This window comes from Pseudomonas sp. F007, from assembly GCF_057814275.1.
Window position 1 is genome coordinate 168,697 of sequence record NZ_JBVATA010000011.1, and the last position, 23,230, is coordinate 191,926.

Sequence of the window (23,230 nt, forward strand, 5' to 3'; positions counted from 1 at the left end):
AAGCTTCAAGGATATTCCTGTGGATGCCGACCATGACCTCAAGAGCACTGATTACCCTGGCCCAGGGCGTCGATGACTTGCAAAGCGTCACGCTGATCGACGTGTTGCGCCGGGCCAATGTCGAAGTGGTGGTCGCCAGTATCGAGGCGCGGCGCATGCTGACGTGCGCTCGCGGAACCCGCCTGACGGCGGATGGCATGTTGCTGGACGTGCTGGCGCAGCCCTTCGACCTGATTGTCCTGCCCGGCGGTGCCGTAGGCGCCAAACACCTGGCCGCCCATCAACCTTTGCAGCAGTTGCTCAAGGACCAGAGCGCTGCCGGCCGCCTGTTTGCGGCGATCGGCGAATCTCCCGCATTGGCCCTGCAAGCCTTCGGAGTCTTGCGACAGCGGCGCATGACCTGCCTGCCGGCGGTCAGCCAGCAGTTGCTCGGCTGCACCTTCGTCGATCAGCCGGTGGTGGTCGATGGCAACTGCATCACCGCTCAGGGCTCGGGGGCTGCACTGGCGTTTGCCTTGCAACTGGTCGAGCAATTGCAAGGCAAGGCGGTCAGGCAGTCGGTGGCGCAGGCGCTGCTGGCGTAGAAGCGACTGTCGGGTCCTGCGGGTTTGGCACCGGCGTGTGCATACGATCACGCGAGGCCAGGGTGGGGAAGAGTTTGATCCAAACCCCGGTGACCAGCAGCGTGCCTACACCGCCCATAACCACTGCTGGCACGGTGCCGAACCAATGGGCAGTGAGGCCGGATTCGAACTCACCCAACTGGTTCGAGGCCCCGATGAACAAGCCGTTTACGGCGCTGACTCGTCCGCGCATTTCATCCGGGGTTTCCAACTGCACGAACGAAGCGCGGATCACCATGCTGATCATGTCTGCCGCGCCGAGTACCACCAGTACCGCCAAGGAAAACCAGAACGAGGTCGACAGGCCGAAGGCGATGGTCGCTACGCCGAAGATGCCAACGGCGGTGAACATCACCCGGCCGACCTTACGCTCGACGGCAAAGCGTGCCAGCCACAGTGACATCAGCAGCGCACCGACCGCTGGCGCCGAGCGCAGCAGCCCCAGGCCCCAGGGCCCGGTCAGCAGGATGTCCTTGGCAAACACCGGCAACAAGGCCGTGGCGCCGCCGAGCAGCACCGCAAACAGGTCCAGCGAAATGGCCCCGAGAATGTCCGGACGGCTGCGGATGAAGCGCACGCCCGCCAGCAACGAGTCGAGCGTGGCCTTGCCTTTGTTGAGCGGGGTTTGCCGCGCCGGCAGGTTGAGCATCAGGCAGCAGGCGATGACGTACAGCACGACGGTGGGGCCATAGACCCAGACGCTGCCGAACGCATAGAGCAGGCCGCCGAGTGCCGGGGCGACGATGGTGGCCGACTGCTGTGCCGATTGGGCGGCGGCCACCGCCCGGGGAAACAGGGCGCTGGGCACAATGCTGGGCAGCAACGCCTGGGTGGTGGGCATCTCGAACGAGCGGGCCGCGCCGAGCAGGAAGGCGAGGATGAAAATCATCTCGCGAGTGACATGGTCAGTGGCGCTGCCGATCGCCAAGGCGAGGGCGATCAAGGCCTGCAGGGACTGGCAGAGCGCCGCGACCTTGCGTCGGTCATAGCGATCCGCCACGTGCCCGGTGTGCAGCATGAACAGCACCCTGGGCGCGAATTCCACCAGGCCTACCAACCCCAGGTCCAGTACGTTGCCGGTGAGCTGATAGAGGTTCCAGCCGATGGCCACCGTGAGCATCTGAAAGCCGCTGGCGGTGAAAATGCGGGCCAGCCAGAACGCCAGGAAAGGACGCTGGTGACGTAACAACAGAGGCTCTGGGCTGGGCATCGGCGGGCAGATCTGCAGGGGGAGGGGCCGAGATTATCATCAAGTTGTAACTAAAGGTTGCGTCGGTCGTGGAAATCCGTGGGCTGGCCTCCTGAGGCAACCTGTCACGCGGCAATCGACCACACACTCTGCCAGCAAAAATGCGACTACTCTTTGATCGTTACTTGATCCAGATCAAAGCCTTTCCAGGATTTGCTCTGACGGCCAGATGGCCAGACTCCCTGCGTTGTGCTGAAGGTAGAAAAAAAAGAACGAATTCCAATTCGCCACACTCCATACCCGTGGGGGCGGTGGGTGCAGGCCACGAGCCTGTAGCCGTATTACCTGACAGAGGAAGACTTATGTTCGGTTTGGAGGCTCTTGATCTCGCCCGAATTCAGTTCGCATTCACCATCTCATTCCACATCCTGTTCCCGGCGATCACCATCGGCCTGGCGAGTTACCTGGCAGTGCTCGAAGGGTTGTGGCTGAAAACCAACAACAATACCTACCGTGACCTCTACCATTTCTGGTCGAAGATCTTTGCCGTCAACTTCGGCATGGGCGTGGTCTCGGGCCTGGTCATGGCCTATCAGTTCGGGACCAACTGGAGCCGATTCTCGGATTTCGCCGGGTCGGTCACCGGGCCATTGCTCACCTATGAAGTGCTCACGGCGTTCTTCCTCGAGGCCGGCTTCCTGGGCGTCATGCTGTTCGGCTGGAACAAGGTGGGGCGCAAGCTGCACTTCTTTTCCACCGTCATGGTGGCGATTGGCACATTGATCTCGACCTTCTGGATTCTCGCCTCCAACAGTTGGATGCAGACTCCCCAGGGTTATGAAATCGTCAATGGCCAGGTGATTCCGGTGGACTGGTTGGCGATCATTTTCAACCCGTCATTCCCATACCGCCTGCTGCACATGGCGACGGCCGCCTTCGTCGCCACCGCGTTCTTCGTCGGCTCCTCCGCTGCCTGGCACCTGCTGCGCGGACGTGACAACCCGGCTATCCGTACCATGCTCTCGATGGCGATGTGGATGGCGCTGATTGTCGCGCCGATCCAGGCGGTCATCGGCGACTTCCACGGCCTGAATACCCTCAAGCACCAACCGGCAAAAATCGCCGCGATTGAAGGCCACTGGGAAAACGTCGGTGACGAGCCGACGCCGTTGATTCTGTTCGGCTGGCCGGACATGAAGGAAGAGCGAACCAAGTACGCCGTCGAGATTCCCTACCTGGGCAGCCTGATCCTGACCCACTCGCTGGACAAGCAGGTCCCGGCACTCAAGGAGTTCCCGCCGGAAGACCGGGCGAATTCGACCATTGTGTTCTGGTCGTTCCGGATCATGGTCGGCCTGGGCATGCTGATGATCTTCACCGGCCTGTGGAGTCTGTGGCTGCGCAAGCGTGATCGGCTGTATTCGAACCGGACCTTCCTGCACCTGGCGCTGTGGATGGGACCCTCGGGCCTGATCGCCATTCTTGCCGGTTGGTTCACTACTGAAATCGGCCGCCAGCCCTGGGTGATCTACGGCGTGATGCGCACTGCGGATGCTTCCTCGGGGCACAGCGTGATGCAGATGAGCATCACCCTGGCGCTGTTTGTCGTGGTGTATTTCTCTCTGTTCGGGGTGGGCCTGGGCTACATGATGCGCCTGGTGCGCAAGGGGCCGAAGCTCAACGAGGGTGCCGAGCCGAGCCACGGTGGCCCTGGCCAGCAACGTACGCCAGCCCGTCCGCTTTCGGCTGCCGACGACGGTACCGAAAGTGATCACGGCGACAGCCTGAACAAGGGGAATTGAGTCATGGGTATTGATCTTCCGCTGATCTGGGCCGTGATCATCATCTTCGGCATCATGATGTACGTGGTCATGGACGGCTTCGACCTGGGGATCGGGATTCTCTTCCCGTTCATCAAGGACAAGGGCGATCGTGATGTGATGATGAACACCGTCGCCCCGGTCTGGGACGGCAATGAAACCTGGCTGGTGCTGGGTGGGGCAGCGTTGTTCGGTGCCTTCCCGCTGGCCTATTCGGTGGTGTTGTCGGCGCTGTACCTGCCGCTGATCCTGATGCTGATCGGCCTGATCTTTCGCGGCGTGGCGTTCGAGTTCCGCTTCAAGGTCAAGGAAGACAAGGTGCATATCTGGGACAAGGCGTTTATCGGTGGGTCGGTCACCGCGACCTTCTTCCAGGGCGTGGCGCTGGGTGCTTTTATCGATGGGTTCAAAGTGGTCGATCGGCAGTTCGCCGGTGGCTCGCTGGACTGGCTGACACCCTTCACCCTGTTCTGCGGCGTGGCGCTGGTGGCGGCTTACGCGCTACTCGGTTGCACCTGGCTGATCATGAAGACCGAAGGCAAGCTGCAGGAGCAGATGCACAACCTGGCGCGACCGTTGGCATTCGTGGTGCTGGCGGTGATGGGGGTGGTCAGTCTGTGGACGCCGCTGGCCCATGCCGAGATCGCCGCGCGCTGGTTTACCCTGCCAAACCTGTTCTGGTTCCTGCCGGTGCCGATCCTGGTGCTGGTGACCATGTACGGATTGCTCCGGGCGGTGGCGCGCAATGCCCATTACACGCCGTTCCTGTTGACCCTGGTGCTGATCTTCCTGGGTTACAGCGGGCTGGGGATCAGCCTGTGGCCGAACATCATTCCGCCATCCATCTCGATCTGGGATGCCGCTGCGCCGCCCCAGAGCCAGGGTTTCATGCTGGTCGGCACGCTGTTCATCATTCCGTTTATCCTGGGCTACACCTTCTGGAGCTACTACGTGTTCCGCGGCAAGGTAACCCACGAGGATGGCTATCACTAATTGCTTGCGGGCGGTGTTGATCCAAAGGGCGGCACCGCCTGGAAACCGAGGATCCGGCAATGGCAGATAAACATTCCCTGCAGGAAATCGAAGAGGCGGAAAAGAAACCGCTGTGGCACCGGCTTGGCTGGCTGGCCGCAATCTGGGTTGGCAGCGTGCTGGCACTGTTTGTGGTCGCCAGCCTGATGCGCCTGTTCATGAATGCGGCGGGCCTGAGTACCCACTGAACATCCCATCCCGTGCCTTGTGGCACGGCTTTGAACCCTCCGCTGGAGGGTTTTTTTTCGGCTTTTATTTGCGCGCTTTGAGGATCACGAACTTGGGTGTGGCCGCCACCTGTTCGACGCCACGGAACAAGCGGGCCAGCTTGCTGTGATAGCCCAGGTGGCGGTTGCCGACGATGTACAGCGCTCCACCGACCACCAGGGTCTCGCGTGCCTGCTGGAACATGCGCCAGGCGAGGAAGTCGCCCACTACTTGCTGTTGATGGAAGGGCGGATTGCACAGCACCACGTCCAGCGACTGTGCTTCCTGGCCGGCCAGGCCGTCGCCGGCACGCACGATCACCGGACGCTCGCCCAGCGCCGCCTGCCAGTTTTCAGTTGCCGATTGCACCGCCATGAACGACTCGTCGACCAGGGTGTACTGCGCGTCGGGGTTGTGCAGGGCGCTGGCGATCGCCAGTACGCCGTTGCCGCAACCCAGGTCCGCGACCCGGGCCTGGCCGAGGTTTTTCGGCAGGTGCGGGAGAAACGCCCGGGTGCCGATGTCCAGGCCTTCGCGGCAGAACACGTTGGCGTGATTGAGCAACTCGACGGCGGGTTCGTCCAGGCGGTAACGGGTCGGGTAGGGCGAGGCCGTCGCGGGCCTGCCGTCTGCGGTGGCGATCAGCAGCCGGGCTTTCTTCACGGCCAGCGAGGCGTGCATCGGGCCGATGTACCGCTCCAGCAAGTCGCCGGCTGCCCGCGGCAGATGCTTGACCATGGCCGCGGCAATCACCTGGGCGCCCGGTGCCAGGTGGCCCTGTAGGCGAATCAACTGCTCCTCCAGCAGGGCCAGGGTCTTGGGTACGCGGATCAGCACCCGGTCGAACGGCCCCACCCACGGCACGCTGGCGGGTAACAGGCTGATGGCATCGAAGGGCAGCCCGTTGCGTACCAGGTTCTTCTCCAGGGCCAGGGCGGCGAGGAAGGAGTCGCCGCTGCTGGTGAGTGCGACCTTGCCCACCAGGCTGGCCGCCAGGGCACCAAAGCTGTCGTTGAGCACCAGGACGCGGGTCTGCGCGTCAGGTTGTTGTTCCGCCAGATGATTGAGCAAGTACTCATCGGCAGCATCGAAGGCCTGCAACGGTTCGTTTGGCTGTTCCGGCTGACGGATCAGGTCGAGTTCGGCAAAGGGGCTTTCGAGCAGTGGCATCGGGGGACTCTTGATAATCAACGGCAGGCGTTCAACGGGTAGCCCGCGCGTGCGCACTGGAGGCTGGCGGGCGTCTCTGAGTGGACGGCAGTGCGTCGTTGGGGGCATCACCACTCAATTCGGCGCAAATGGTACGTTTTTTTGTCTTGAAATACTTGTCGGTTTTACCTCGGCGGTCTGCCTGCCTAGATCATCCGCGACTTCACCGCAGCGACCACGGCGGACATCTTGTTGGCCACGCCCATCTTCTTGATGGCGCTGTTGACGTGGAAATTCACCGTGCGCTCGCTCAAGCTGAGGATGGCGGCTACGTCCGAGGCGGTCTTGCCGTACGCCGACCATTTCAGCACTTCGATCTCCCGGGGAGAAAGATGGCTCCTGTGGATACATTCCTGGGGATGGCTTGTGGTCAATCGAATCGCCAGGGTTTGCAATTTCTGGCAGATGAATACCGCATAGCCCAATTGTTCGTACAACTCGAAGGCCGTTATCCGGCAATGACTGCGGGCCAGGCTCAGCATGGCGATGGCCACGCTACCTGGGTCGTGCACCGGTTGTGACCAGCCGTGCTGCATGCCCTGGTCTTCCAGCGCGTGCCACAGGGCGGGCGCCGTGCCGAAGGTTTCGCTGTCCCAGAGGATCGGCAGTATTGAGTGATTGCAATGCGCCACTATTGGGTCGATCGAATGATACTGGTTCTGTTCGTACTGAGTGTTCCAGTCGTTGGGGTAGTTATTCAGGCTCACCGGCGTCAGGTGCTGTCCCGGCGTTGGAGAAGTCATTGAAAAGGCACAGTATTCATAACCGAGATTGTTGAAGAACTGAAGTGCGATGCTGTATGCAACTTCGAGTTTCGACTCTGCCGCCAACTGTTTTAACTGAACTTCCTTCCAGATATCCATGGGGATGCTCCATAAGCACTCGTTTGCATGCCGGGTACGTCCGAAATCGGCACTGTCGCAGTGTAGGATATCTCCTAGGAGCAATGTGGGATTTTTTTGCTATTTGGTGTTCTCTTGAAGTGTGGTGGTTGGTTATAGCTGGATTAACCAATGTGTTAGTTTTATTGCATGTTTGGTGTAATCCTATATGGTCTTGATGCCTTTGTATAAGTAACCAAGAGTAGCTGGCAACTAAACACTATGTTTATAGCAGGAGGGTTTCGGCTGCTCTCAATACCACTACAAATCGGTGGTGTTTCTCTGCTGCGCTTTGCGGGACACTGGTGGCATCTGATTCACGGAGCACACCATGAGCGCCAGCGAAGAGAAATTTACCCGCCAGACCCTGCTTGAGGTCCAGCCGCTGACCTCCAGCCTGTTTACCCTGCGCACCACACGTGATCCGGGTTTTCGCTTTCGTGCCGGCCAGTTTGCACGTCTGGGCGTCACCAAGGCCGATGGCAGCACGGTATGGCGGGCCTATTCCATGGTCAGTGCGCCCCATGACGAGTACCTCGAGTTCTTCTCCATTGTGGTGCCGGGAGGCGAATTCACCAGCGAGCTCTGCCGCTTGCAGGAGGGGGACACGTTGCTGGTCGACCGCCAGGCATTTGGCTACCTGACCCTGGATCGGTTTGTCGATGGCCGCGACCTGTGGCTGTTGTCCACCGGTACGGGGGTCGCGCCGTTTTTATCGATCCTGCAGGATTTCGAAGTATGGGAGCGATTCGAGCGGATTATCCTGGTGTACAGCGTGCGCGAAGCCCGCGAGTTGGCGTATCAGGCATTGATTGCCGGATTGAAGGAGCGTGAATACCTGACTGAGCACGCGCACAAGCTGCAATTCATCGCCACGGTGACCCGGGAAGAACATGCGGGAGCGTTGCACGGACGCATCACCCAGTTGCTGGAGAATGGTGAGCTGGAACGGGCGGCAGGTGTGGCCATCAGCCCTGAGCATTCACGGGTCATGTTGTGCGGCAATCCGCAGATGATTGATGACACACGCGGCCTGCTCAAGGCGCGGGACCTGCGGTTGAGCCTGAGCCGTCGCCCCGGCCAGGTGGCAGTGGAGAACTACTGGTAAGCAAGACGGCGCCCGCGGGCGCCGTCTTGCATTGCGTCACAGCGTCTCAGGGCTTGTTGTTCTGGGCCTTGAGCAAGTCACGGATCTCACCCAGCAACTCTTCTTCCTTGGTCGGAACAGGCGGCAGGCTCGGTGCTACGGCCTCTTCACGCTTCAAGCGGTTGATGGCCTTGACGCCCATGAAGATGGCAAAGGCCACGATCACGAAGTCGATGATGCTCTGGATAAATTTGCCATAGGCCAGTACCACGGCCGGGACATCGCCCTGCGCCGCCTTGAGGGTGACGGCCAGGTCCCCAAAGTCCACACCACCGATCAGCAGGCCGATAGGCGGCATGATCACGTCACCGACAAACGAAGTGACGATCTTGCCGAACGCCGCGCCGATGATGATACCCACGGCCATGTCGACCACATTCCCTTTGACCGCGAAGGCCTTGAACTCACTTATCACGCCCATAGGTTATTCCTTGTTACAGATGAGGTTGGTGAAGGCAGTGTAATTCAGCAACCCGGGTCTTGCTTGCCTCAAGCGCTTACGCTGCCCCCTATCGACCTGGATGATGGCAAAAAGTTTATGAAACGCCATCAATTGATCGCCAAGGGTGACGGCAATAGAAGTGGACTTTTGGGTCAGCTCACCAGGCTCGCCGGGTTTCCATCATTAAGTGTTAAGCAATAAGCGAGGCGACCTGAGCCGAAGGTGTGTGAACTTTATTTTATGAAGTGATGGCGTTTTGGATTCTGCGTTATACAAACAATTGTTTTAAGTTTTAAGTGTTGTACAAGTTTTGAGGTATCTGGAGCATTGAGCTCGGCAGTGGATATATTTTCAGGCTGTGAAATATTAATCAGCTAATGAGATAAGTTATTTGTTGCGATTGTCCTACAAGTAATGCGCGGGTCGTGTCGAGAGGCGATTGTTGACGGGTCGCCATGCCTGTAAATGTTGAATGACATATCAAGCCAAGAGTGCCATCGAGCCTGATCAGCCGAATCGTTCTAGCTGAGTTATCATCGCGGTTTTTTCCGGGAGTTCAGATGGCCAAGGCAAAGCGCATGTACGGCTGCACCGAGTGCGGCTCGACCTTTCCCAAATGGGCTGGCCAATGTGGTGAGTGCGGGGCCTGGAACACCCTCACCGAAACCATGGTGGAAAGTGGTGGCGCAGCCGCGCCCAGCGGGCGTACCGGTTGGGCCGGGCAGCAAGCTCAGATCAAGACCCTGGCGGAGGTCAGCGTCGAAGAGATTCCGCGCTTTTCCACCGCGTCCGGCGAACTCGACCGCGTGCTTGGCGGCGGTCTGGTCGATGGCTCGGTGGTGCTGATCGGCGGTGACCCGGGCATCGGCAAGTCGACCATTCTTCTACAAACCCTGTGCAACCTTGCGATTCGCATGCCGGCGCTTTACGTCACGGGCGAGGAATCCCAGCAACAGGTCGCCATGCGCGCCCGGCGCCTGGGATTGCCCCAGGATCAGTTGCGGGTGATGACCGAAACCTGCATCGAAACCATCATCGCCACCGCTCGGGTGGAGAAGCCCAAGGTGATGGTGATCGACTCGATCCAGACCATTTTCACCGAGCAGTTGCAGTCGGCGCCGGGTGGCGTGTCCCAGGTTCGCGAAAGTGCGGCGTTGCTGGTGCGCTACGCGAAGCAGAGTGGCACGGCGATTTTCCTGGTCGGCCACGTGACCAAGGAAGGTGCACTGGCCGGGCCGCGAGTGCTGGAACACATGGTCGATACCGTGCTGTATTTCGAAGGCGAGTCCGATGGTCGCCTACGTTTGTTGCGGGCGGTGAAGAACCGTTTCGGTGCGGTGAATGAGCTGGGCGTCTTCGGCATGACCGACAAGGGCCTGAAAGAAGTCTCCAACCCTTCGGCGATTTTCCTGACCCGTGCCCAGGAAGAAGTACCGGGCAGCGTGGTCATGGCCACCTGGGAAGGTACCCGTCCGATGCTGGTCGAGGTCCAGGCCCTTGTGGACGACAGCCATTTGTCCAATCCGCGGCGAGTGACTCTGGGCCTGGATCAGAATCGACTGGCCATGCTCCTGGCGGTCTTGCATCGCCACGGCGGGATTCCGACCCACGACCAGGATGTTTTCCTCAATGTGGTGGGTGGGGTCAAGGTGCTGGAGACGGCTTCCGATCTGGCGCTGATGGCCGCGGTTATGTCTAGCCTGCGCAACCGGCCGTTGCCCCATGACCTGCTGGTGTTTGGCGAAGTCGGCTTGTCCGGTGAAGTGCGTCCGGTGCCCAGCGGCCAGGAGCGTTTGAAGGAAGCGGCAAAGCATGGCTTCAAGCGCGCCATCGTGCCCAAGGGCAACGCGCCCAAGGAGGCACCTGCGGGGCTACGGATCATTGCCGTCAGCCGTCTGGAGCAGGCGCTCGATGCGCTGTTCGAATAGGCCGCGCCGTCAGGTTTCGATCAAAGCCCCCAGTTCGCGTTCCAGCTCTTCTTGATCGCCAAGGTTGAGCTCCATCAGGCGGCGCAGCGTGCTGATGGACTCCAGGCTGATGTAGCGACAGACGAAACCCAACTGACCCTGCTCTTCATGGGTCAGTTGGACATCCATGCGAATCTCGGTATGGGGAGCCAGATGGATATCCACCGAGAACATTTTCGTCCGGTCACCCACCCAGGCTGCCGGGCACTCGACCAGCAAGCCCTTGAGCGACAGGTCGATCAGTTTGACCGGCCAGCGCTGGTTGCCCTGGCTGAGCTCGGTCCTGGCATCGAAACCAATTCTTCTGAAGCGACGGCGATTACCGGAGTGGGGGCTCATGCTGCTGTTCCTCTGCGATTGGGCTGACTATAGACCCACGCTGGCAGCCAGCGCGAGGCTCTAGACCAATGTCGGGTATGGTCTTTGCCGTAATCGGCGCTAAACTCGGGGTGGCTTTTTCCCAAGTCCACCTGGCTGGAATACAAAATAATGAAAAATAATAATAGCCTGCTCCGCCACCTACCCTGGCTGGTGCTGGCAATCGTCGGGGCGTGCGCCCTCGGAGTAGTAGCGTTGCGGCGGGGCGAGGCGATCAACGCCTTGTGGATTGTGGTAGCGGCAGTGGCCATCTATCTGGTCGCCTATCGTTACTACAGTCTGTTCATCGCCAACAACGTGATGCAACTCGACCCACGGCGGGCCACCCCCGCAGTGCTCAACAACGATGGTCTGGACTATGTGCCGACCAACAAACACATTCTGTTCGGTCACCACTTCGCGGCGATCGCGGGTGCGGGTCCGCTGGTCGGGCCTGTGCTGGCAGCGCAGATGGGCTATTTGCCCGGCACCTTGTGGCTGATTGCCGGCGTGGTGCTCGCGGGTGCGGTCCAGGACTTCATGGTCCTGTTCCTGTCCACCCGGCGCAACGGCCGCTCCCTGGGCGACATGGTCCGTGAGGAAATGGGCCGTATCCCCGGGACCATCGCGCTGTTTGGCTGCTTCCTGATCATGATCATCATCCTCGCGGTGCTGGCGCTGATCGTGGTCAAGGCCCTGGCCGAAAGCCCGTGGGGTATCTTCACGGTGATGGCGACCATCCCGATCGCGATGTTCATGGGCATTTACATGCGCTACATCCGTCCGGGTCGCATTGGCGAAATCTCGGTCATTGGCGTGTTGCTGCTGCTCGGCTCCATCTGGCTGGGCGGGCAGATTGCCGCCGATCCGGTCTGGGCCAAGGCATTTACCTTCACCGGGATCCAGATCACCTGGATGTTGATCGGCTACGGCTTCGTGGCTGCCGTGCTGCCGGTCTGGCTGATCCTGGCGCCGCGTGACTACCTGTCGACCTTCCTCAAGATCGGTACGATCATCGCGCTGGCCATCGGCATTCTGGTGACCATGCCAGAGCTGAAAATGCCGGCCCTGACGCAGTTCATCGATGGCACCGGCCCAGTCTGGAAAGGCGGCCTGTTCCCGTTCCTGTTCATTACCATTGCCTGCGGCGCGGTCTCTGGTTTCCACGCGCTGATCTCCTCCGGTACCACGCCGAAACTGCTGGATAACGAAACCAACGCCCGCTACATCGGTTACGGCGGCATGCTGATGGAGTCGTTCGTGGCCATCATGGCAATGGTCGCCGCGTCGGTGATCGAGCCAGGCGTGTATTTCGCCATGAACAGCCCTGCTGCTGTGGTTGGCAGCGACGTGGTGTCGGTGGCGCAGACCGTCAGCAGCTGGGGTTTTGCAATTACCCCTGAAGCGTTGCAGGCGGTGGCCCACGACATCGGCGAGACCACCATCCTGGCGCGTGCCGGTGGTGCTCCGACCCTGGCGGTGGGTATCGCGCAGATCCTGCACAGTGTCCTGCCGGGTGAAAACACCATGGCGTTCTGGTACCACTTCGCAATCCTGTTCGAGGCGCTGTTCATCCTGACCGCGGTCGACGCCGGTACCCGTGCCGGTCGTTTCATGCTGCAGGATCTGCTGGGCTCGTTCGTGCCAGCACTCAAGCGCACCGAATCGTGGACTGCCAACCTGATCGCAACCGCCGGTTGCGTGGCCATGTGGGGCTGGTTGCTGTATCAGGGCGTGATCGATCCGCTGGGTGGTATCAACACCTTGTGGCCGCTGTTCGGCATCTCCAACCAGATGCTCGCCGGTATCGCGCTGATGCTCGCCACCGTGGTCCTGATCAAAATGAAGCGCCAGCGCTACATCTGGGTCACCCTGGTGCCGGCCGTATGGCTGCTGATCTGCACCACCACCGCAGGCTTCATCAAGCTGTTCGACGCCAACCCGGCGATCGGCTTCCTGTCGCTGGCGAAGAAATACAGCGACGCCCTGGCCAATGGTCAGATCCTCGCGCCGGCCAAGGACATCACGCAGATGCAACACGTGATCTTCAACGCCTACACCAACGCCACGCTGACCGCGCTGTTCCTGTTTGTGGTCTTCAGCATCCTGTACTTCGCGCTCAAGGTCGGTATTTCCGCCTGGGGCAGCAAAGAGCGCACGGATAAAGAATCGCCCTACCAGGCACTGCCGGATGCGTAATAGAGGATTGCAGCGTGTTCAATGACCTCAGTCGCCTCGGTAAGTACCTCGGTCAGGCTGCACGCCTGATGGTCGGCATGCCCGACTACGACAACTACGTCGAGCATATGCAGACCAAGCACCCGGACAAGCCGGTGATGAGCTACGAGGCGTTCTTTCGTGAACGCCAGGAGGCTCGATACGGCGGCAAGGGTGGGCCCAAGTGCTGTTGAGCTGACGGCCAGGGGCTGATGCAATCCCCCTGTGGGAGCGAGCCTGCTCGCGATAGCGGTGTATCAATCAACAGCAATGTCGACTGATTGACCGTCATCGCCAGCAGGCTGGCTCCCACATTTTTTTGTGTTTCTTTCAGGAGATCGTGTTTTGTCTTCTCCCCTACCTGTCACCATCCTCAGCGGCTTCCTTGGCGCCGGCAAGACCACGCTGTTGCGCCATTTGCTCAAGGCCGAGCACGGGCTGAAAATCGCCGTGATCGAAAACGAATTCAGTGACGCCGGTATCGATACCCAATTGCTGGGCGACGAACCGGTCCAGGTCATGACGCTGTCCAATGGCTGCGTCTGCTGCACCATCCATACCGACCTGACCAAGGCCCTGTATCTGCTGCTGGAGCGCCTGGACAGCGGTGAAATCGCCTTCGACCGCCTGGTGATCGAATGCACGGGCCTGGCCGACCCGGCGCCGGTGGCACAGACCTTTTTCATTGATGAAGAGTTGCGCGAGCGCTACCTGCTCGACGGCATCATCACCCTGGTCGACGCCGCCCACGCTGACGTACACCTGAGCCAGACCATCGCCCAGGCGCAGGTCGGCTTTGCCGATCGCCTGTTGGTCAGCAAGCGCGACCTGGTGGATGAGGCGAGCTTCACGGCGCTGAGTGAGCGCCTGACCCGGATCAACCGGCGTGCGCCGATTCGTGTGGTCGAACATGGTCGGATCGACCTGGCTGAATTGCTGGATGTGCGCGGCTTCAACCTCAATGCCGACCTCGGTGGTGGGGTCAGTCTGCGGCCGGTGAGCACAGCCCCGTCCATCGATCGCATCAGCAGCCTGGTGCTGCGCAGCGACAAGGCGCTGGATATCGACAAGCTCAGCGAGTTCATGAACGAGCTGCTGGAGGAGCACGGCAAGCAATTGCTGCGCTACAAGGGCGTGCTGAACATCATCGGCGAACCGCGGCGCCTGGTGTTTCAGGGGGTTCTGAAGTTGTATGGCTTCGACTGGGATACCGAGTGGGCCGAAGACGAATCGCGGGAAAGCGTGATCGTGTTCATTGCCGATGACTTGCCGGAGGCGAGGATTCGCGAGGGTTTTGCGCAGGTGGCGGCGGATTGAAGTGAGCAAGTGCGGCGAGCCTCAAGCCGCTATCGCGAACAGGCTCGGGCCACCTTTGAAGTGCAGTTGCCTGTGGTGACGAGCCTGTCGCGGAACGCGGTCTAACCCGCGGCACAGGTTTGACCCAGTGCAGAGGCAGGGCTTAGTAACACCTCTTCCAGAGAGTCCAGGTGTCGGTTGAGTGCGGCTTGCGCGTTTGCGGCGTCTCTGCGCTCCAGTGCATCCAGGATTTCCATGTGCACTTGCTCCAGGCAATAATCCTTCTGCTGCAGATCAAACTGCGCAACCGCCAGCGATGTCAGTGCCACAAGGCTCACAAGAAAATGCGCCAATGGTGCATTTCCCGCCATTTGTGCCAACTGCAAATGAAACTCTCCCGCCATACGAATTTCCCGGCCGCGCTGGGTGCACTGACGCTCGTTTTCGACCAGTGTCCGCAAGTGCTTCACGTCTTGCGCGCTGCGTCGCTGACAGGCCAGCCGCACCAGCATGATCTCGGCCAGACGCCGGGCATGCAGTATCTGCCGGGTCTGCTCGACATCCAGTTCGGCGACGCGGGGACGATGATTGGCGCGAAGAATGATGAGCCGGTGATGGGACAGGCGCGTCAGTACTTCACGCATGTCACTGCGCCTTGCACCGAACATCTGCGCCAGGCTTTCTTCGGTAAAGCGACTGGCCGAATGGATGCGTTGTTCAAAAATGGCGTCCAGGACCTGCGAATACAGATCATCCACCGAAGGACGGATGGGGAGGGTAGTCGGCGTTTGTGGCGAGGCGAAGCTGTTCATGGCCAATCTCCAGGTCGAAGAGGTTTCAACTGCCGACGTTGTCTTCCGGAATATTCAATTCGATGCCCATGCGTTGGCCTTCTCGCAAAATGTGCCGACGCATCTGCGCACTGGCCTGGGCGCTGTTCTTGCTGCGGATCGCCCGCACCACCGCTTCGTTTTCTTCAAGGCGTTCAGCCAGGTGCTCCGGGGAGTTGCGCAGTACGTCGGCACTTTGCTTGAGGGCGTTGCTGGTTTGCTGAACCACGCTCTGGAAGATTGGGTTGGATGTCAGTGCGAACAGTTCTTCGTGGAAAGCGATGTAGGCATTCACGCCAGCCTCACTGTCGTTGGCGTCCAGGGCTTCGCGCATGTCCATCAGGGTCAGGCGCAGTTGCCCGATTTCCTTGCTGCTGATGGATTGCGTGACCAGGCCAACGATGAACGGCTCAAGGGTGTAGCGCAGCTGCAGTACATCTTCCAGGCTCGCTGCGGCCACAGGGCTTTCTTGAGGACTGTCGGCGAGATTGGCATCGAGCACCACCACGCCTTTGCCCGGCATCGAACGCACCAGGCCGAGGGTTTCCAGCACAATGACTGCCTCACGCAAGCTCGGACGGCTGATACCCAATTGTTCGGCCAGTTCACGTTGCCCCGGCAGCATTTCGCCGGAGCGCCACTGACCTCGGGCCAAAGCGGCCCGAAGTTTTTCTACGACTGAATTGACGACGGTTGAGGTGCTGATCACGGCTTGCTCCATGGTTAAAGGCAGGGGAGCCCACCCTCCGGCGGACTCCCACATGATTCAAAATTCCTTCTGATGCGCCGGCACGACCGGTTTTCTCGGCTGGAAGGTATAACCCATCTGCCCGGAAAGCACCTTGTTCGCCCTCTGGATATCAATGTCTCTTTCCCAGCGGGCGATGGCGACAGTCGCGACGCAATTGCCGATCAGGTTGGTCAGCGCTCGACCGATGCCCATGAACCAGTCCACGGCCAGCACCAGTACCAGACCTACCACTGGAATCGCCGGGATGGCTGTCAGAGTGGCCGCCAGAATCACCAGCGCCGAGCCCGGAATACCATGCGCGCCCTTGGAGGTGATCAACGACACCAGAAGAATCGTCAGCAGATCGGTCATTGCCAACGGCGTGCCGGTGGCATTGGCGATGAACACGATGGCCAGGGTCAGGTAAATCGAAAAACCGTCGAGGTTGAACGAGTACCCGGTAGGAATGACCAGCCCGACCGTCGAGCTGCCGATGCCCAGATGTTCAAGCTTGCGCATGATTTGCGGCAGCACGGCATCGGACGACGCGGTACCCAGGACGATCAGCAGTTCCTCGCGCAGGTATTTGAGCAACGGCCAGATTTTCAGGCCGGACAGGCGCATCACCAGGCCGAGAATAAGGGTCACGAAGGCGATGCAGGTCAGGTAAAAAAGGCCGACCAGGCTGCCCAGGTGCTGCAGCGAATCCAGGCCATATTTGCTGGTGGTGAAAGCGATTGCGCCGAATACACCGATAGGTGCAAGGCGCACGATCATGCCCATGATACGGAAAATCACATGGCTCAATTCATTGATCAATCGCGAAATGCCCGACGCCGCTTCGCCCACCAGATTCAGCGCGCTGCCGAACAGCACGGAGAACAGCAGGACCTGCAGGATGTTGTTGTCTGCAAAGGCACCGATCACCGACGTTGGAATCAGGTCCATCAGGAACTGTGTGGTGGAATGCATGTGCTGACCACGCTGGGCAATGTCGCCCATGTCAGCTGCGGAAAGCTGCTCCAGGTGAATGTTCGCACCGCTGCCGATCCCGGTGCTGAAGGCGAACACCAGGCCGATGACCAGGGCGATGGTGGTCAGCACTTCGAAGTAGATCACCGATTTGAGGCCGATACGGCCAACCTTCTTCAGGTCGCCGGCACCGCTGATGCCGCTGACCACGACGCAAAATACAATCAGGCCGATGAGCATCTTGATCAGCTTGATAAAACCGTCACCAAGCGGTTTGAGCTGAGCGGAGTATTCAGGAAGGGTCAGCCCGCAGACGATGCCGAGCACCAGTCCGAGGACCACTTGGAGGAAGATTGAACGCGAGCACCATCTGAGCATGGGAGGAATCCTGGTCGGTGTCCTGGCTGCTGTGTGCGGGGCACATCAGATTGAGGACTTAATTATTGTGGTCTTACCGGTATGTCCAGTGCGGGCTCAGTCTAGGCGTTGCTTTTGGGTCGCTGCAAGTGAAAAATGCGAAATTGGCATGACCGGTCTGACCAGTTGGGCGGTGGTGCCCGATCTTGAGCGATTGCGGCGCATGAAAAATTTGGATGTGCGATTCGAGGAGGGGCTGAGCAGGCCATCAGTTTTAGAGCCCGCACGACTGATCTATGAAGTACGAACGCTATTTGCCGATTCAAGTGAAATGGCGCGCAGGTGTTGCTAGAAGTGGCGTTCGCAGGGTACGCGTTGTGATTGAGCGATGTTCGATTTCTTATCGAGAATAGCGAGCATAAAAAAACCGGCACGGGTGCCGGTTTTTTTGACTGCGGTTTTAGCGGGCTGATTAAGCGCCGTATACCGGCAGCTTCTTGCAGATGGCCTTGACCTTCTCACGAACGGCATCGATCACCGCTTCGTTGTTCAGGTCAGCCAGGATGTCGCAGATCCAGCCAGCCAGTTCCTTGCACTCTGCTTCCTTGAAGCCACGAGTGGTCACAGCCGGAGTGCCGAAGCGCAGGCCGGAGGTGACGAATGGGGAGCGTGGGTCGTTTGGCACGGAGTTCTTGTTCACGGTGATGAACGCTTTGCCCAGAGCGGCGTCGGCGTCTTTACCGGAGATTTCCTGCTTGATCAGCGACAGCAGGAACAGGTGGTTTTCAGTACCGCCGGAAACCACGTCGAAACCGCGCTCGATGAACACGCCGGCCATGGCCTGGGCGTTTTTCACCACTTGTTGCTGGTAGGCCTTGAACTCAGGCTGCAGCGCTTCCTTGAAGCAGATGGCCTTGGCGGCGATCACGTGCTCCAGCGGGCCGCCCTGGGCGCCTGGGAATACGGCGGAGTTCAGCTTCTTCTCGATGTCGGCGTTGGCTTTGGCCAGGATCAGGCCACCACGTGGACCGCGCAGGGTCTTGTGGGTGGTGGTGGTCACGACGTCAGCGAATGGCACCGGGTTCGGGTAGACGCCCGCAGCAACCAGGCCGGCCACGTGAGCCATGTCGACGAACAGGTAGGCGCCTACCTTGTCGGCGATTTCACGGAAACGTGGGAAGTCGAGGATCTGCGAGTAGGCAGAGAAACCGGCGACGATCATTTTTGGTTTGTGCTCGACCGCCAGGCGCTCGACTTCGTCGTAGTCGATCAGGCCGTTGCCGTCGATGCCGTACTGGATGGCGTTGTACAGCTTGCCCGAGGACGAAACGCTGGCGCCGTGGGTCAGGTGACCGCCGTGGGCCAGGCTCATGCCCAGGATGGTGTCGCCGGCCGACAGCAGGGCCAGGTAGACCGCCGCGTTGGCCTGGGAGCCCGCGTGTGGCTGAACGTTGGCGTAATCGGCGCCGAACAGCTCTTTTGCACGATCAATTGCAAGCTGCTCAACAACGTCGACGTACTCGCAACCACCGTAGTAGCGCTTGCCCGGGTAGCCTTCGGCGTACTTGTTGGTAAGAACCGAACCCTGAGCTTCCATGACCGCTGGGCTGGTGTAGTTTTCCGAAGCGATCAACTCGATGTGTTCTTCCTGGCGCTGAGCTTCTTGCTCCATGGCGGCAAAAAGGTCGGCGTCGTACTTGGCAATAGTCAAATCACGGCTGAACATGGCGGTCCTCAAGGATCGGGGGTGGGGCGGAAAAGGCAGGCATTCTAACTCAATGGCTTTTGTCTGGCATATGAAAGGACATCATGTCGCAGACAAGTGGCGTTCATGCCGGGATCAGCGGTGATTGTGCTGTCGTCATCGCGGGCAAGCCCGCTCCAACAGGGGGCAATCAGCACCGCTTACTCGAAAACGAAGAGCGCATCATTGCTGAATTGCGCTTCGAAGCGTGCCGCCGGCATCGGCCGTCCGAACAGATACCCCTGTACCTCATCGCAATCGTGTTCACGCAGGAACTCCAGTTGCTCATGGGTCTCGACGCCTTCGGCGATTACCGCCAGGTTCAGGCTGTGGGCCATGGCAATGATCGCCCGGGCAATTTGCGCGTCCTGCTCGCCGGACGGCAGACCGTCGACGAAGGTGCGGTCGATTTTCAGCACGTCGATCGGGAATTGCTTGAGGTAGTTGAGCGAGGAATAACCGGTACCGAAGTCGTCGACGGCAATGCTCAGGCCGAGGTTTTTCAGGCCGGCGAGGATCTGCATGGCTTCGCTGACTTCGCGCATCAGGATGCTTTCGGTCAATTCCAGCTCGAGGCAAGCCGGCGGCAGGCCGGTGTCTCTGAGAATATTGGCGATGCGGGTGCCGAGCTGACCATCGGAGAATTGCCGGGTCGAGATATTGACCGAGACTTTCGGTACGCGAACCCCGCTCTGGTGCCAGCTCTTTAGTTGGCGGCAGGCTTCGCTGATGACCCAGTCGCCGACATCCACCACCAGCCCCAACTCCTCTAGCACCGGAATGAAATCCCCCGGCGGCACCAGGCCACGCCGTGGGTGGCGCCAACGCAGCAAGGCCTCGGCGCCGGTCAGGCGTTTGCCGTCGCCGCTGAATTGCGGTTGGTAGAACAGCACGAACTCATTCTGTTCGAGGGCATGGCGAAGGTCGCTTTCCAGCTCCAGGCGTTCCAGGGCGCTGGCGTTCATGTCGGCCTGGTAGAACTGGAAGTTGTTCTTGCCGCGTTCCTTGGCGTGGTACATCGCCGTGTCGGCGTTTTTCATCAACTGACTCAGTTCATTGCCGTCCTGCGGACTCAGGGCGATACCGATACTGGCGGTGACGAAGAATTCCCGGCCTTCGAGGACGAACGGTTTGACCAGGCTGGCGAGAATCTGCTCGGCGACATTGATCGCCTGGTTCAGTGCCTGCTCGCGTGTGGCCCGTGGTTGCAGGAGCAAGGTGAACTCGTCGCCGCCCATGCGGGCCACCGTATCATCGTCGTTGACACAGCCCAGCAGGCGAGTGGCCATATCCTTGAGCATGCGATCGCCGGCGGCGTGTCCCAGGGAGTCGTTGATCGGCTTGAAGCGATCGAGGTCGAGGAACATCAGCACCACCCAGGACTTATGCCGTTGCGCGGTCTGCAGGGCAGTGTGCAGGCGGTCCTGGAACAGGGTCCGGTTGGGCAGGTGGGTCAGGGCGTCGTAGTAGGCAAGGCGGTGAATCCGCTGCTCACTGGCCTTGCGCTCACTGATGTCGCTGAAGAAACACACGTAGCTGGCGAGGTCGCCTTCGTCGTCGAGCACGGCGGTGATGCCGACCCATGCCGGGTAATGCTCGCCGCTGCGGCGCTTGAGCCAGACTTCGCCTTCCCAGGTGTTGTGCTGGTGCAGTTGCTTGAGCACGTAGCGCAGGTGGGCTTCCTGTTGTTCGTCGACGGTCAGCATGTTCGGCAACTGGTCGAGGACCTCGGACACGGCATAGCCACTGACACGACTGAAGGCTTCGTTGGCCTGCACGATATAGCCGGCGGGGTCGGTGATGAGGATCGCCGACGTCGAGTGTTCGAATACCGTGGCCGCCATGCGCAGGTCTTTTTCGGCACGCCGTTGCTGGCTGATGTCGCGACCGACCCCGAGCACGCCTTCGAAGATGCCGGCATCGTCCCAGACCAGCACCAGGCGCAGTTCGATGGGGATCTTGCGGCCGTCGGCGCGCAAGCAGTCGAAGAGGAATAGCTGGGTCTGCACCTGGCTGCGCAGTTGCGCCAGTTGCTCGGGTTTGTTGAGGGCCTTGCTGACCCGGTCCATCAGGCTATAGATGCCGGTCAGTTGTTGCGGGTTGGCGACGATCGACTGCCAGCCATTGCGGAAAATCCACTCGGCGTCATAGCCCAGCACCGCCTCGGCCGAAGGGCTGACGTAGTTCAGCGAGAGGGTGCTGTTGGTGGAGATGATCACGTCGCTGATGCTTTCGGCGAGCATCCGGTAGCGTTGCTCGCTGTCGCGCAGGGATTCGCTGGCAGCGATCTGGTCGGTGACGTCCTTGGCCACGCCAATGATCCGCGTGACCTGTTCCTGCGGGTCGCGCGCCAGGGCCTGCTCGCGGATGTCGAAGCAGCGCCAGTTGCCATCACGATGACGAAAGCGCAGCGGGCACTGCATCAATTGTCGGTAGCCAGACTGGCGTTGTTGCTGGCGCATGCGGTGGTAAAGCTCGGCGTCTTCGGGGTGCAGGAGAATTTCCCAGAAGTACTCGCCCATCTGGTGCAGTTCGGTCTTGTTGTAGCCGAGTGTCTGGCCCAGGTGATGGTTGCTGAAAATCATCCGCTGGCTGATCACGTCCTGGACGTACAGGTGATCGGGCACCGTACGCACCACATCGGACCAGAAACCTTCACGCTCCAGCAGCGACAACTCGACCAGTTTGCGGCTGGTGATGTCGTTGATGCTCAGGATCACCGCGCGATAGTCATGCTGCTCCTGAGGCAGGCGTACCACCAGCCACAGGTGTTGGTCGCGGCCCTCGCGGTCCTTGAGCTTGATCTCCAGTTCCAGGGTGTTCTGTTGGTTGAGCACGGCCTCCAGCAACAGATTGCCGATGCCGTTGTTGTCCAGCATGCGACCTTCGATCAGCAGGGTCCAGGCGTGCTCGCTGGCCTGGACGCCGAGCAGTTGCAGGGCCACCTGATTGACCTCGGTGATGCGCAGTTCCTGCAGCAATTGCTGGCGTTGCCCGGTATTGTCCAGGTAGGCGCGTAATTGTTCGGTGCTCTGCAACCGGGCTTTTTCGAAGGCTGTCTTGAGCCCCGAGAGATCCATCACGCACAGCGCCACGCCGGTGCCGTCGAAGATGTCCTGATAGCGTCGGCGACCCTCCAGCAACTGGCGCTGGCGCCGGCGCATGTTCAACAAGGCGATGAAGGGCACCAGGGAGAACGCCAGGCCCAACAGGCACTTGCCAATGAAGGCAGGTAATAGTTGCTCGATCACCCGTTGCCGGTCGAACAGGCCGCGCAACTGCCAGTCACTGCTGCTCAAGGGCACGATCAGCACGGTGTTGGCCTGGTCCTCGACGGTCAAGCGGGCGGGCTGTGCGGTGGGTAGCAGGTCATCGCGACTGATGATCTGTTGGGTAATGCGGTTTTCCACGACCCACAGTGGGCGTATGGCCATGTCGGCTTGCTTGGTCAGCGCCGAGAAAAAGGTCGGTCGCAGGCGCAGCACCCAGTAGCCCCGCGAACTGCCGCTGGCCTGGTGCAGCAATAGATGGACGACCGAGCCGTCATTGGCGTTGCTGAAATAGTGCGCCTGGGCACGACTGCGCTGGACCAGTTCGCCCAGGTACGTGGCGTCGCTGCTATCGGTGGCGCTGTCGCCGAGCACTTTGCCCGAGGGGCTGAGCAACGCCACGCTGAGGACGTCCGGCAGGGATTGCTGGAGCTTGCGCAGCAGGACCTGCTGTTGGTCGGTTGACTGAGGCTGTTCGACGATCGGTAGCAGATTGAGGGCAATCTGCGCGTTCAACGCCATGTTCAGGCTGACCTGGGCGGCCAGATCGGCGGTGTAGTCGATGGTGTACTGACGCTGGTTTTTCTGGGTTTCGCTCAGTTGATCCAGCAGTTGCCAGAACAGCAGTCCAAGCAGCAGCAATACCAGCATCGCCAGCGCGCCCTTGAGGGATCCGCGCAGGGGCGACCCGTTCGCAGGGCTCGGTGCGCGCGGAGACGATGGAGGCATGGCGTTGGGCAATCTGTAATCCTGCGGTGGGGCTGGACCTGCGCGACGTGCACTATAAGCCTGACGCCCGGAGGGCGGCTAGCATGCCTTGAGTTGTGGCAAAGTGCCAGCCCTGTGCGGCTGGACGGGTATGCCGCATTGAGGTAGCTTTGCCGGTTACGCAGGGCGTTCCAGCCCCAGATATTCAGGCTATTTTCATGCAAGCAGGCATC

Annotated in this window: 19 protein-coding genes; 9 read left to right on the top strand and 10 right to left on the bottom strand. The window is 60.2% G+C overall.

Annotation, left to right across the window (positions count from 1 at the left end; genetic code table 11):
* Positions 1 to 32: 32 nt before the first annotated feature.
* A complete protein-coding gene (locus tag ACZYR5_RS26450; protein WP_489092319.1) occupies positions 33 to 584 on the top strand; it encodes a DJ-1 family glyoxalase III in 552 nt (183 codons plus the stop codon).
* Here ACZYR5_RS26450 and ACZYR5_RS26455 read toward each other — a convergent pair.
* Positions 550 to 1,833 (bottom strand): MFS transporter, encoded by a 1,284-nt coding sequence (locus tag ACZYR5_RS26455; protein ID WP_489092320.1) that lies wholly within the window; start codon positions 1,831 to 1,833, stop codon positions 550 to 552. The two genes, ACZYR5_RS26450 and ACZYR5_RS26455, sit on opposite strands and share 35 nt — an antisense overlap.
* Before the next feature lie 341 nt (positions 1,834 to 2,174).
* On the opposite strand from ACZYR5_RS26455, the gene ACZYR5_RS26460 reads away from it, so the two are divergent.
* The 3 genes from ACZYR5_RS26460 to ACZYR5_RS26470 are packed head-to-tail and all read left to right on the top strand — an operon-like array spanning position 2,175 to position 4,852.
* Positions 2,175 to 3,614: a cytochrome ubiquinol oxidase subunit I gene (locus ACZYR5_RS26460; protein WP_489092321.1), complete on the top strand. Its 1,440-nt coding sequence runs from the start codon at positions 2,175 to 2,177 to the stop codon at positions 3,612 to 3,614.
* 3 nt (positions 3,615 to 3,617) lie between these two features.
* A complete protein-coding gene (gene cydB, locus ACZYR5_RS26465; RefSeq protein ID WP_489092322.1) occupies positions 3,618 to 4,625 on the top strand; it encodes a cytochrome d ubiquinol oxidase subunit II in 1,008 nt (335 codons plus the stop codon).
* Positions 4,626 to 4,684: 59 nt separating this feature from the next.
* Complete coding sequence (locus ACZYR5_RS26470) at positions 4,685 to 4,852, top strand: DUF2474 domain-containing protein (protein WP_489092323.1); 168 nt, start codon at positions 4,685 to 4,687, stop codon at positions 4,850 to 4,852.
* A 64-nt stretch (positions 4,853 to 4,916) separates the two neighbouring features.
* Here ACZYR5_RS26470 and ACZYR5_RS26475 read toward each other — a convergent pair whose 3' ends face one another.
* Complete coding sequence (locus tag ACZYR5_RS26475) at positions 4,917 to 6,041, bottom strand: methyltransferase (protein ID WP_489092324.1); 1,125 nt, start codon at positions 6,039 to 6,041, stop codon at positions 4,917 to 4,919.
* Between the two features lie 185 nt (positions 6,042 to 6,226).
* Positions 6,227 to 6,943: an autoinducer binding domain-containing protein gene (locus ACZYR5_RS26480; protein WP_489092325.1), complete on the bottom strand. Its 717-nt coding sequence runs from the start codon at positions 6,941 to 6,943 to the stop codon at positions 6,227 to 6,229.
* Positions 6,944 to 7,292: 349 nt separating this feature from the next.
* On the opposite strand from ACZYR5_RS26480, the gene ACZYR5_RS26485 reads away from it, so the two are divergent.
* Positions 7,293 to 8,069, top strand: coding sequence for a ferredoxin--NADP reductase (locus ACZYR5_RS26485; protein WP_489092326.1), 777 nt, complete (start codon positions 7,293 to 7,295; stop codon positions 8,067 to 8,069).
* 46 nt (positions 8,070 to 8,115) lie between these two features.
* Here ACZYR5_RS26485 and mscL read toward each other — a convergent pair whose 3' ends face one another.
* Positions 8,116 to 8,529 (bottom strand): large-conductance mechanosensitive channel protein MscL, encoded by a 414-nt coding sequence (gene mscL, locus ACZYR5_RS26490; RefSeq protein WP_489092327.1) that lies wholly within the window; start codon positions 8,527 to 8,529, stop codon positions 8,116 to 8,118.
* 581 nt (positions 8,530 to 9,110) lie between these two features.
* Here mscL and radA point away from each other — a divergent pair.
* Complete coding sequence (gene radA / locus ACZYR5_RS26495) at positions 9,111 to 10,478, top strand: DNA repair protein RadA (RefSeq protein ID WP_489092328.1); 1,368 nt, start codon at positions 9,111 to 9,113, stop codon at positions 10,476 to 10,478.
* Between the two features lie 9 nt (positions 10,479 to 10,487).
* Here radA and ACZYR5_RS26500 read toward each other — a convergent pair whose 3' ends face one another.
* Positions 10,488 to 10,856: a PilZ domain-containing protein gene (locus ACZYR5_RS26500; protein ID WP_489092329.1), complete on the bottom strand. Its 369-nt coding sequence runs from the start codon at positions 10,854 to 10,856 to the stop codon at positions 10,488 to 10,490.
* 150 nt (positions 10,857 to 11,006) lie between these two features.
* On the opposite strand from ACZYR5_RS26500, the gene ACZYR5_RS26505 reads away from it, so the two are divergent.
* From ACZYR5_RS26505 to yjiA, 3 genes are all read left to right on the top strand, one after another.
* Positions 11,007 to 13,073, top strand: a complete 2,067-nt coding sequence (locus ACZYR5_RS26505) for a carbon starvation CstA family protein (protein ID WP_489092330.1) — start codon at positions 11,007 to 11,009, stop codon at positions 13,071 to 13,073.
* Positions 13,074 to 13,087: 14 nt separating this feature from the next.
* A complete protein-coding gene (locus ACZYR5_RS26510; protein WP_007937254.1) occupies positions 13,088 to 13,285 on the top strand; it encodes a YbdD/YjiX family protein in 198 nt (65 codons plus the stop codon).
* Positions 13,286 to 13,436: 151 nt separating this feature from the next.
* A complete protein-coding gene (gene yjiA / locus ACZYR5_RS26515; RefSeq protein WP_489092331.1) occupies positions 13,437 to 14,408 on the top strand; it encodes a GTPase in 972 nt (323 codons plus the stop codon).
* Between the two features lie 101 nt (positions 14,409 to 14,509).
* Here yjiA and ACZYR5_RS26520 read toward each other — a convergent pair whose 3' ends face one another.
* From ACZYR5_RS26520 to ACZYR5_RS26540, 5 genes are all read right to left on the bottom strand, one after another.
* The gene (locus ACZYR5_RS26520; RefSeq protein WP_489092332.1) at positions 14,510 to 15,199 is read right to left on the bottom strand and encodes a GntR family transcriptional regulator; all 690 of its coding nucleotides are present in this window, start codon (positions 15,197 to 15,199) and stop codon (positions 14,510 to 14,512) included.
* A gap of 25 nt (positions 15,200 to 15,224) precedes the next feature.
* A complete protein-coding gene (locus ACZYR5_RS26525) occupies positions 15,225 to 15,926 on the bottom strand; it encodes a FadR/GntR family transcriptional regulator (protein ID WP_489092333.1) in 702 nt (233 codons plus the stop codon).
* A gap of 57 nt (positions 15,927 to 15,983) precedes the next feature.
* A complete protein-coding gene (locus ACZYR5_RS26530; RefSeq protein ID WP_489092334.1) occupies positions 15,984 to 17,297 on the bottom strand; it encodes a C4-dicarboxylate transporter DctA in 1,314 nt (437 codons plus the stop codon).
* A gap of 451 nt (positions 17,298 to 17,748) precedes the next feature.
* Entirely contained in the window at positions 17,749 to 19,002 is a 1,254-nt protein-coding gene (gene glyA / locus ACZYR5_RS26535) for a serine hydroxymethyltransferase (protein WP_489092335.1), read from the bottom strand.
* A gap of 179 nt (positions 19,003 to 19,181) precedes the next feature.
* Entirely contained in the window at positions 19,182 to 23,030 is a 3,849-nt protein-coding gene (locus ACZYR5_RS26540; RefSeq protein ID WP_489092336.1) for a sensor domain-containing protein, read from the bottom strand.
* Positions 23,031 to 23,230: the final 200 nt, after the last annotated feature.

Excerpts from the sequence above, each read along its gene's own strand:
- ACZYR5_RS26530 (WP_489092334.1), bottom strand. The coding sequence starts at position 17,297 with ATGCTCAGATGGTGCTCGCGTTCAATCTTCCTCCAAGTGGTCCTCGGA.
- ACZYR5_RS26485 (WP_489092326.1), top strand. The coding sequence starts at position 7,293 with ATGAGCGCCAGCGAAGAGAAATTTACCCGCCAGACCCTGCTTGAGGTC.
- radA (WP_489092328.1), top strand. The coding sequence starts at position 9,111 with ATGGCCAAGGCAAAGCGCATGTACGGCTGCACCGAGTGCGGCTCGACC.
- ACZYR5_RS26505 (WP_489092330.1), top strand. The coding sequence starts at position 11,007 with ATGAAAAATAATAATAGCCTGCTCCGCCACCTACCCTGGCTGGTGCTG.
- mscL (WP_489092327.1), bottom strand. The coding sequence starts at position 8,529 with ATGGGCGTGATAAGTGAGTTCAAGGCCTTCGCGGTCAAAGGGAATGTG.
- ACZYR5_RS26475 (WP_489092324.1), bottom strand. The coding sequence starts at position 6,041 with ATGCCACTGCTCGAAAGCCCCTTTGCCGAACTCGACCTGATCCGTCAG.
- ACZYR5_RS26460 (WP_489092321.1), top strand. The coding sequence starts at position 2,175 with ATGTTCGGTTTGGAGGCTCTTGATCTCGCCCGAATTCAGTTCGCATTC.
- glyA (WP_489092335.1), bottom strand. The coding sequence starts at position 19,002 with ATGTTCAGCCGTGATTTGACTATTGCCAAGTACGACGCCGACCTTTTT.
- ACZYR5_RS26470 (WP_489092323.1), top strand. The coding sequence starts at position 4,685 with ATGGCAGATAAACATTCCCTGCAGGAAATCGAAGAGGCGGAAAAGAAA.
- ACZYR5_RS26480 (WP_489092325.1), bottom strand. The coding sequence starts at position 6,943 with ATGGATATCTGGAAGGAAGTTCAGTTAAAACAGTTGGCGGCAGAGTCG.
- ACZYR5_RS26455 (WP_489092320.1), bottom strand. The coding sequence starts at position 1,833 with ATGCCCAGCCCAGAGCCTCTGTTGTTACGTCACCAGCGTCCTTTCCTG.
- ACZYR5_RS26450 (WP_489092319.1), top strand. The coding sequence starts at position 33 with ATGACCTCAAGAGCACTGATTACCCTGGCCCAGGGCGTCGATGACTTG.
- ACZYR5_RS26500 (WP_489092329.1), bottom strand. The coding sequence starts at position 10,856 with ATGAGCCCCCACTCCGGTAATCGCCGTCGCTTCAGAAGAATTGGTTTC.
- cydB (WP_489092322.1), top strand. The coding sequence starts at position 3,618 with ATGGGTATTGATCTTCCGCTGATCTGGGCCGTGATCATCATCTTCGGC.
- ACZYR5_RS26520 (WP_489092332.1), bottom strand. The coding sequence starts at position 15,199 with ATGAACAGCTTCGCCTCGCCACAAACGCCGACTACCCTCCCCATCCGT.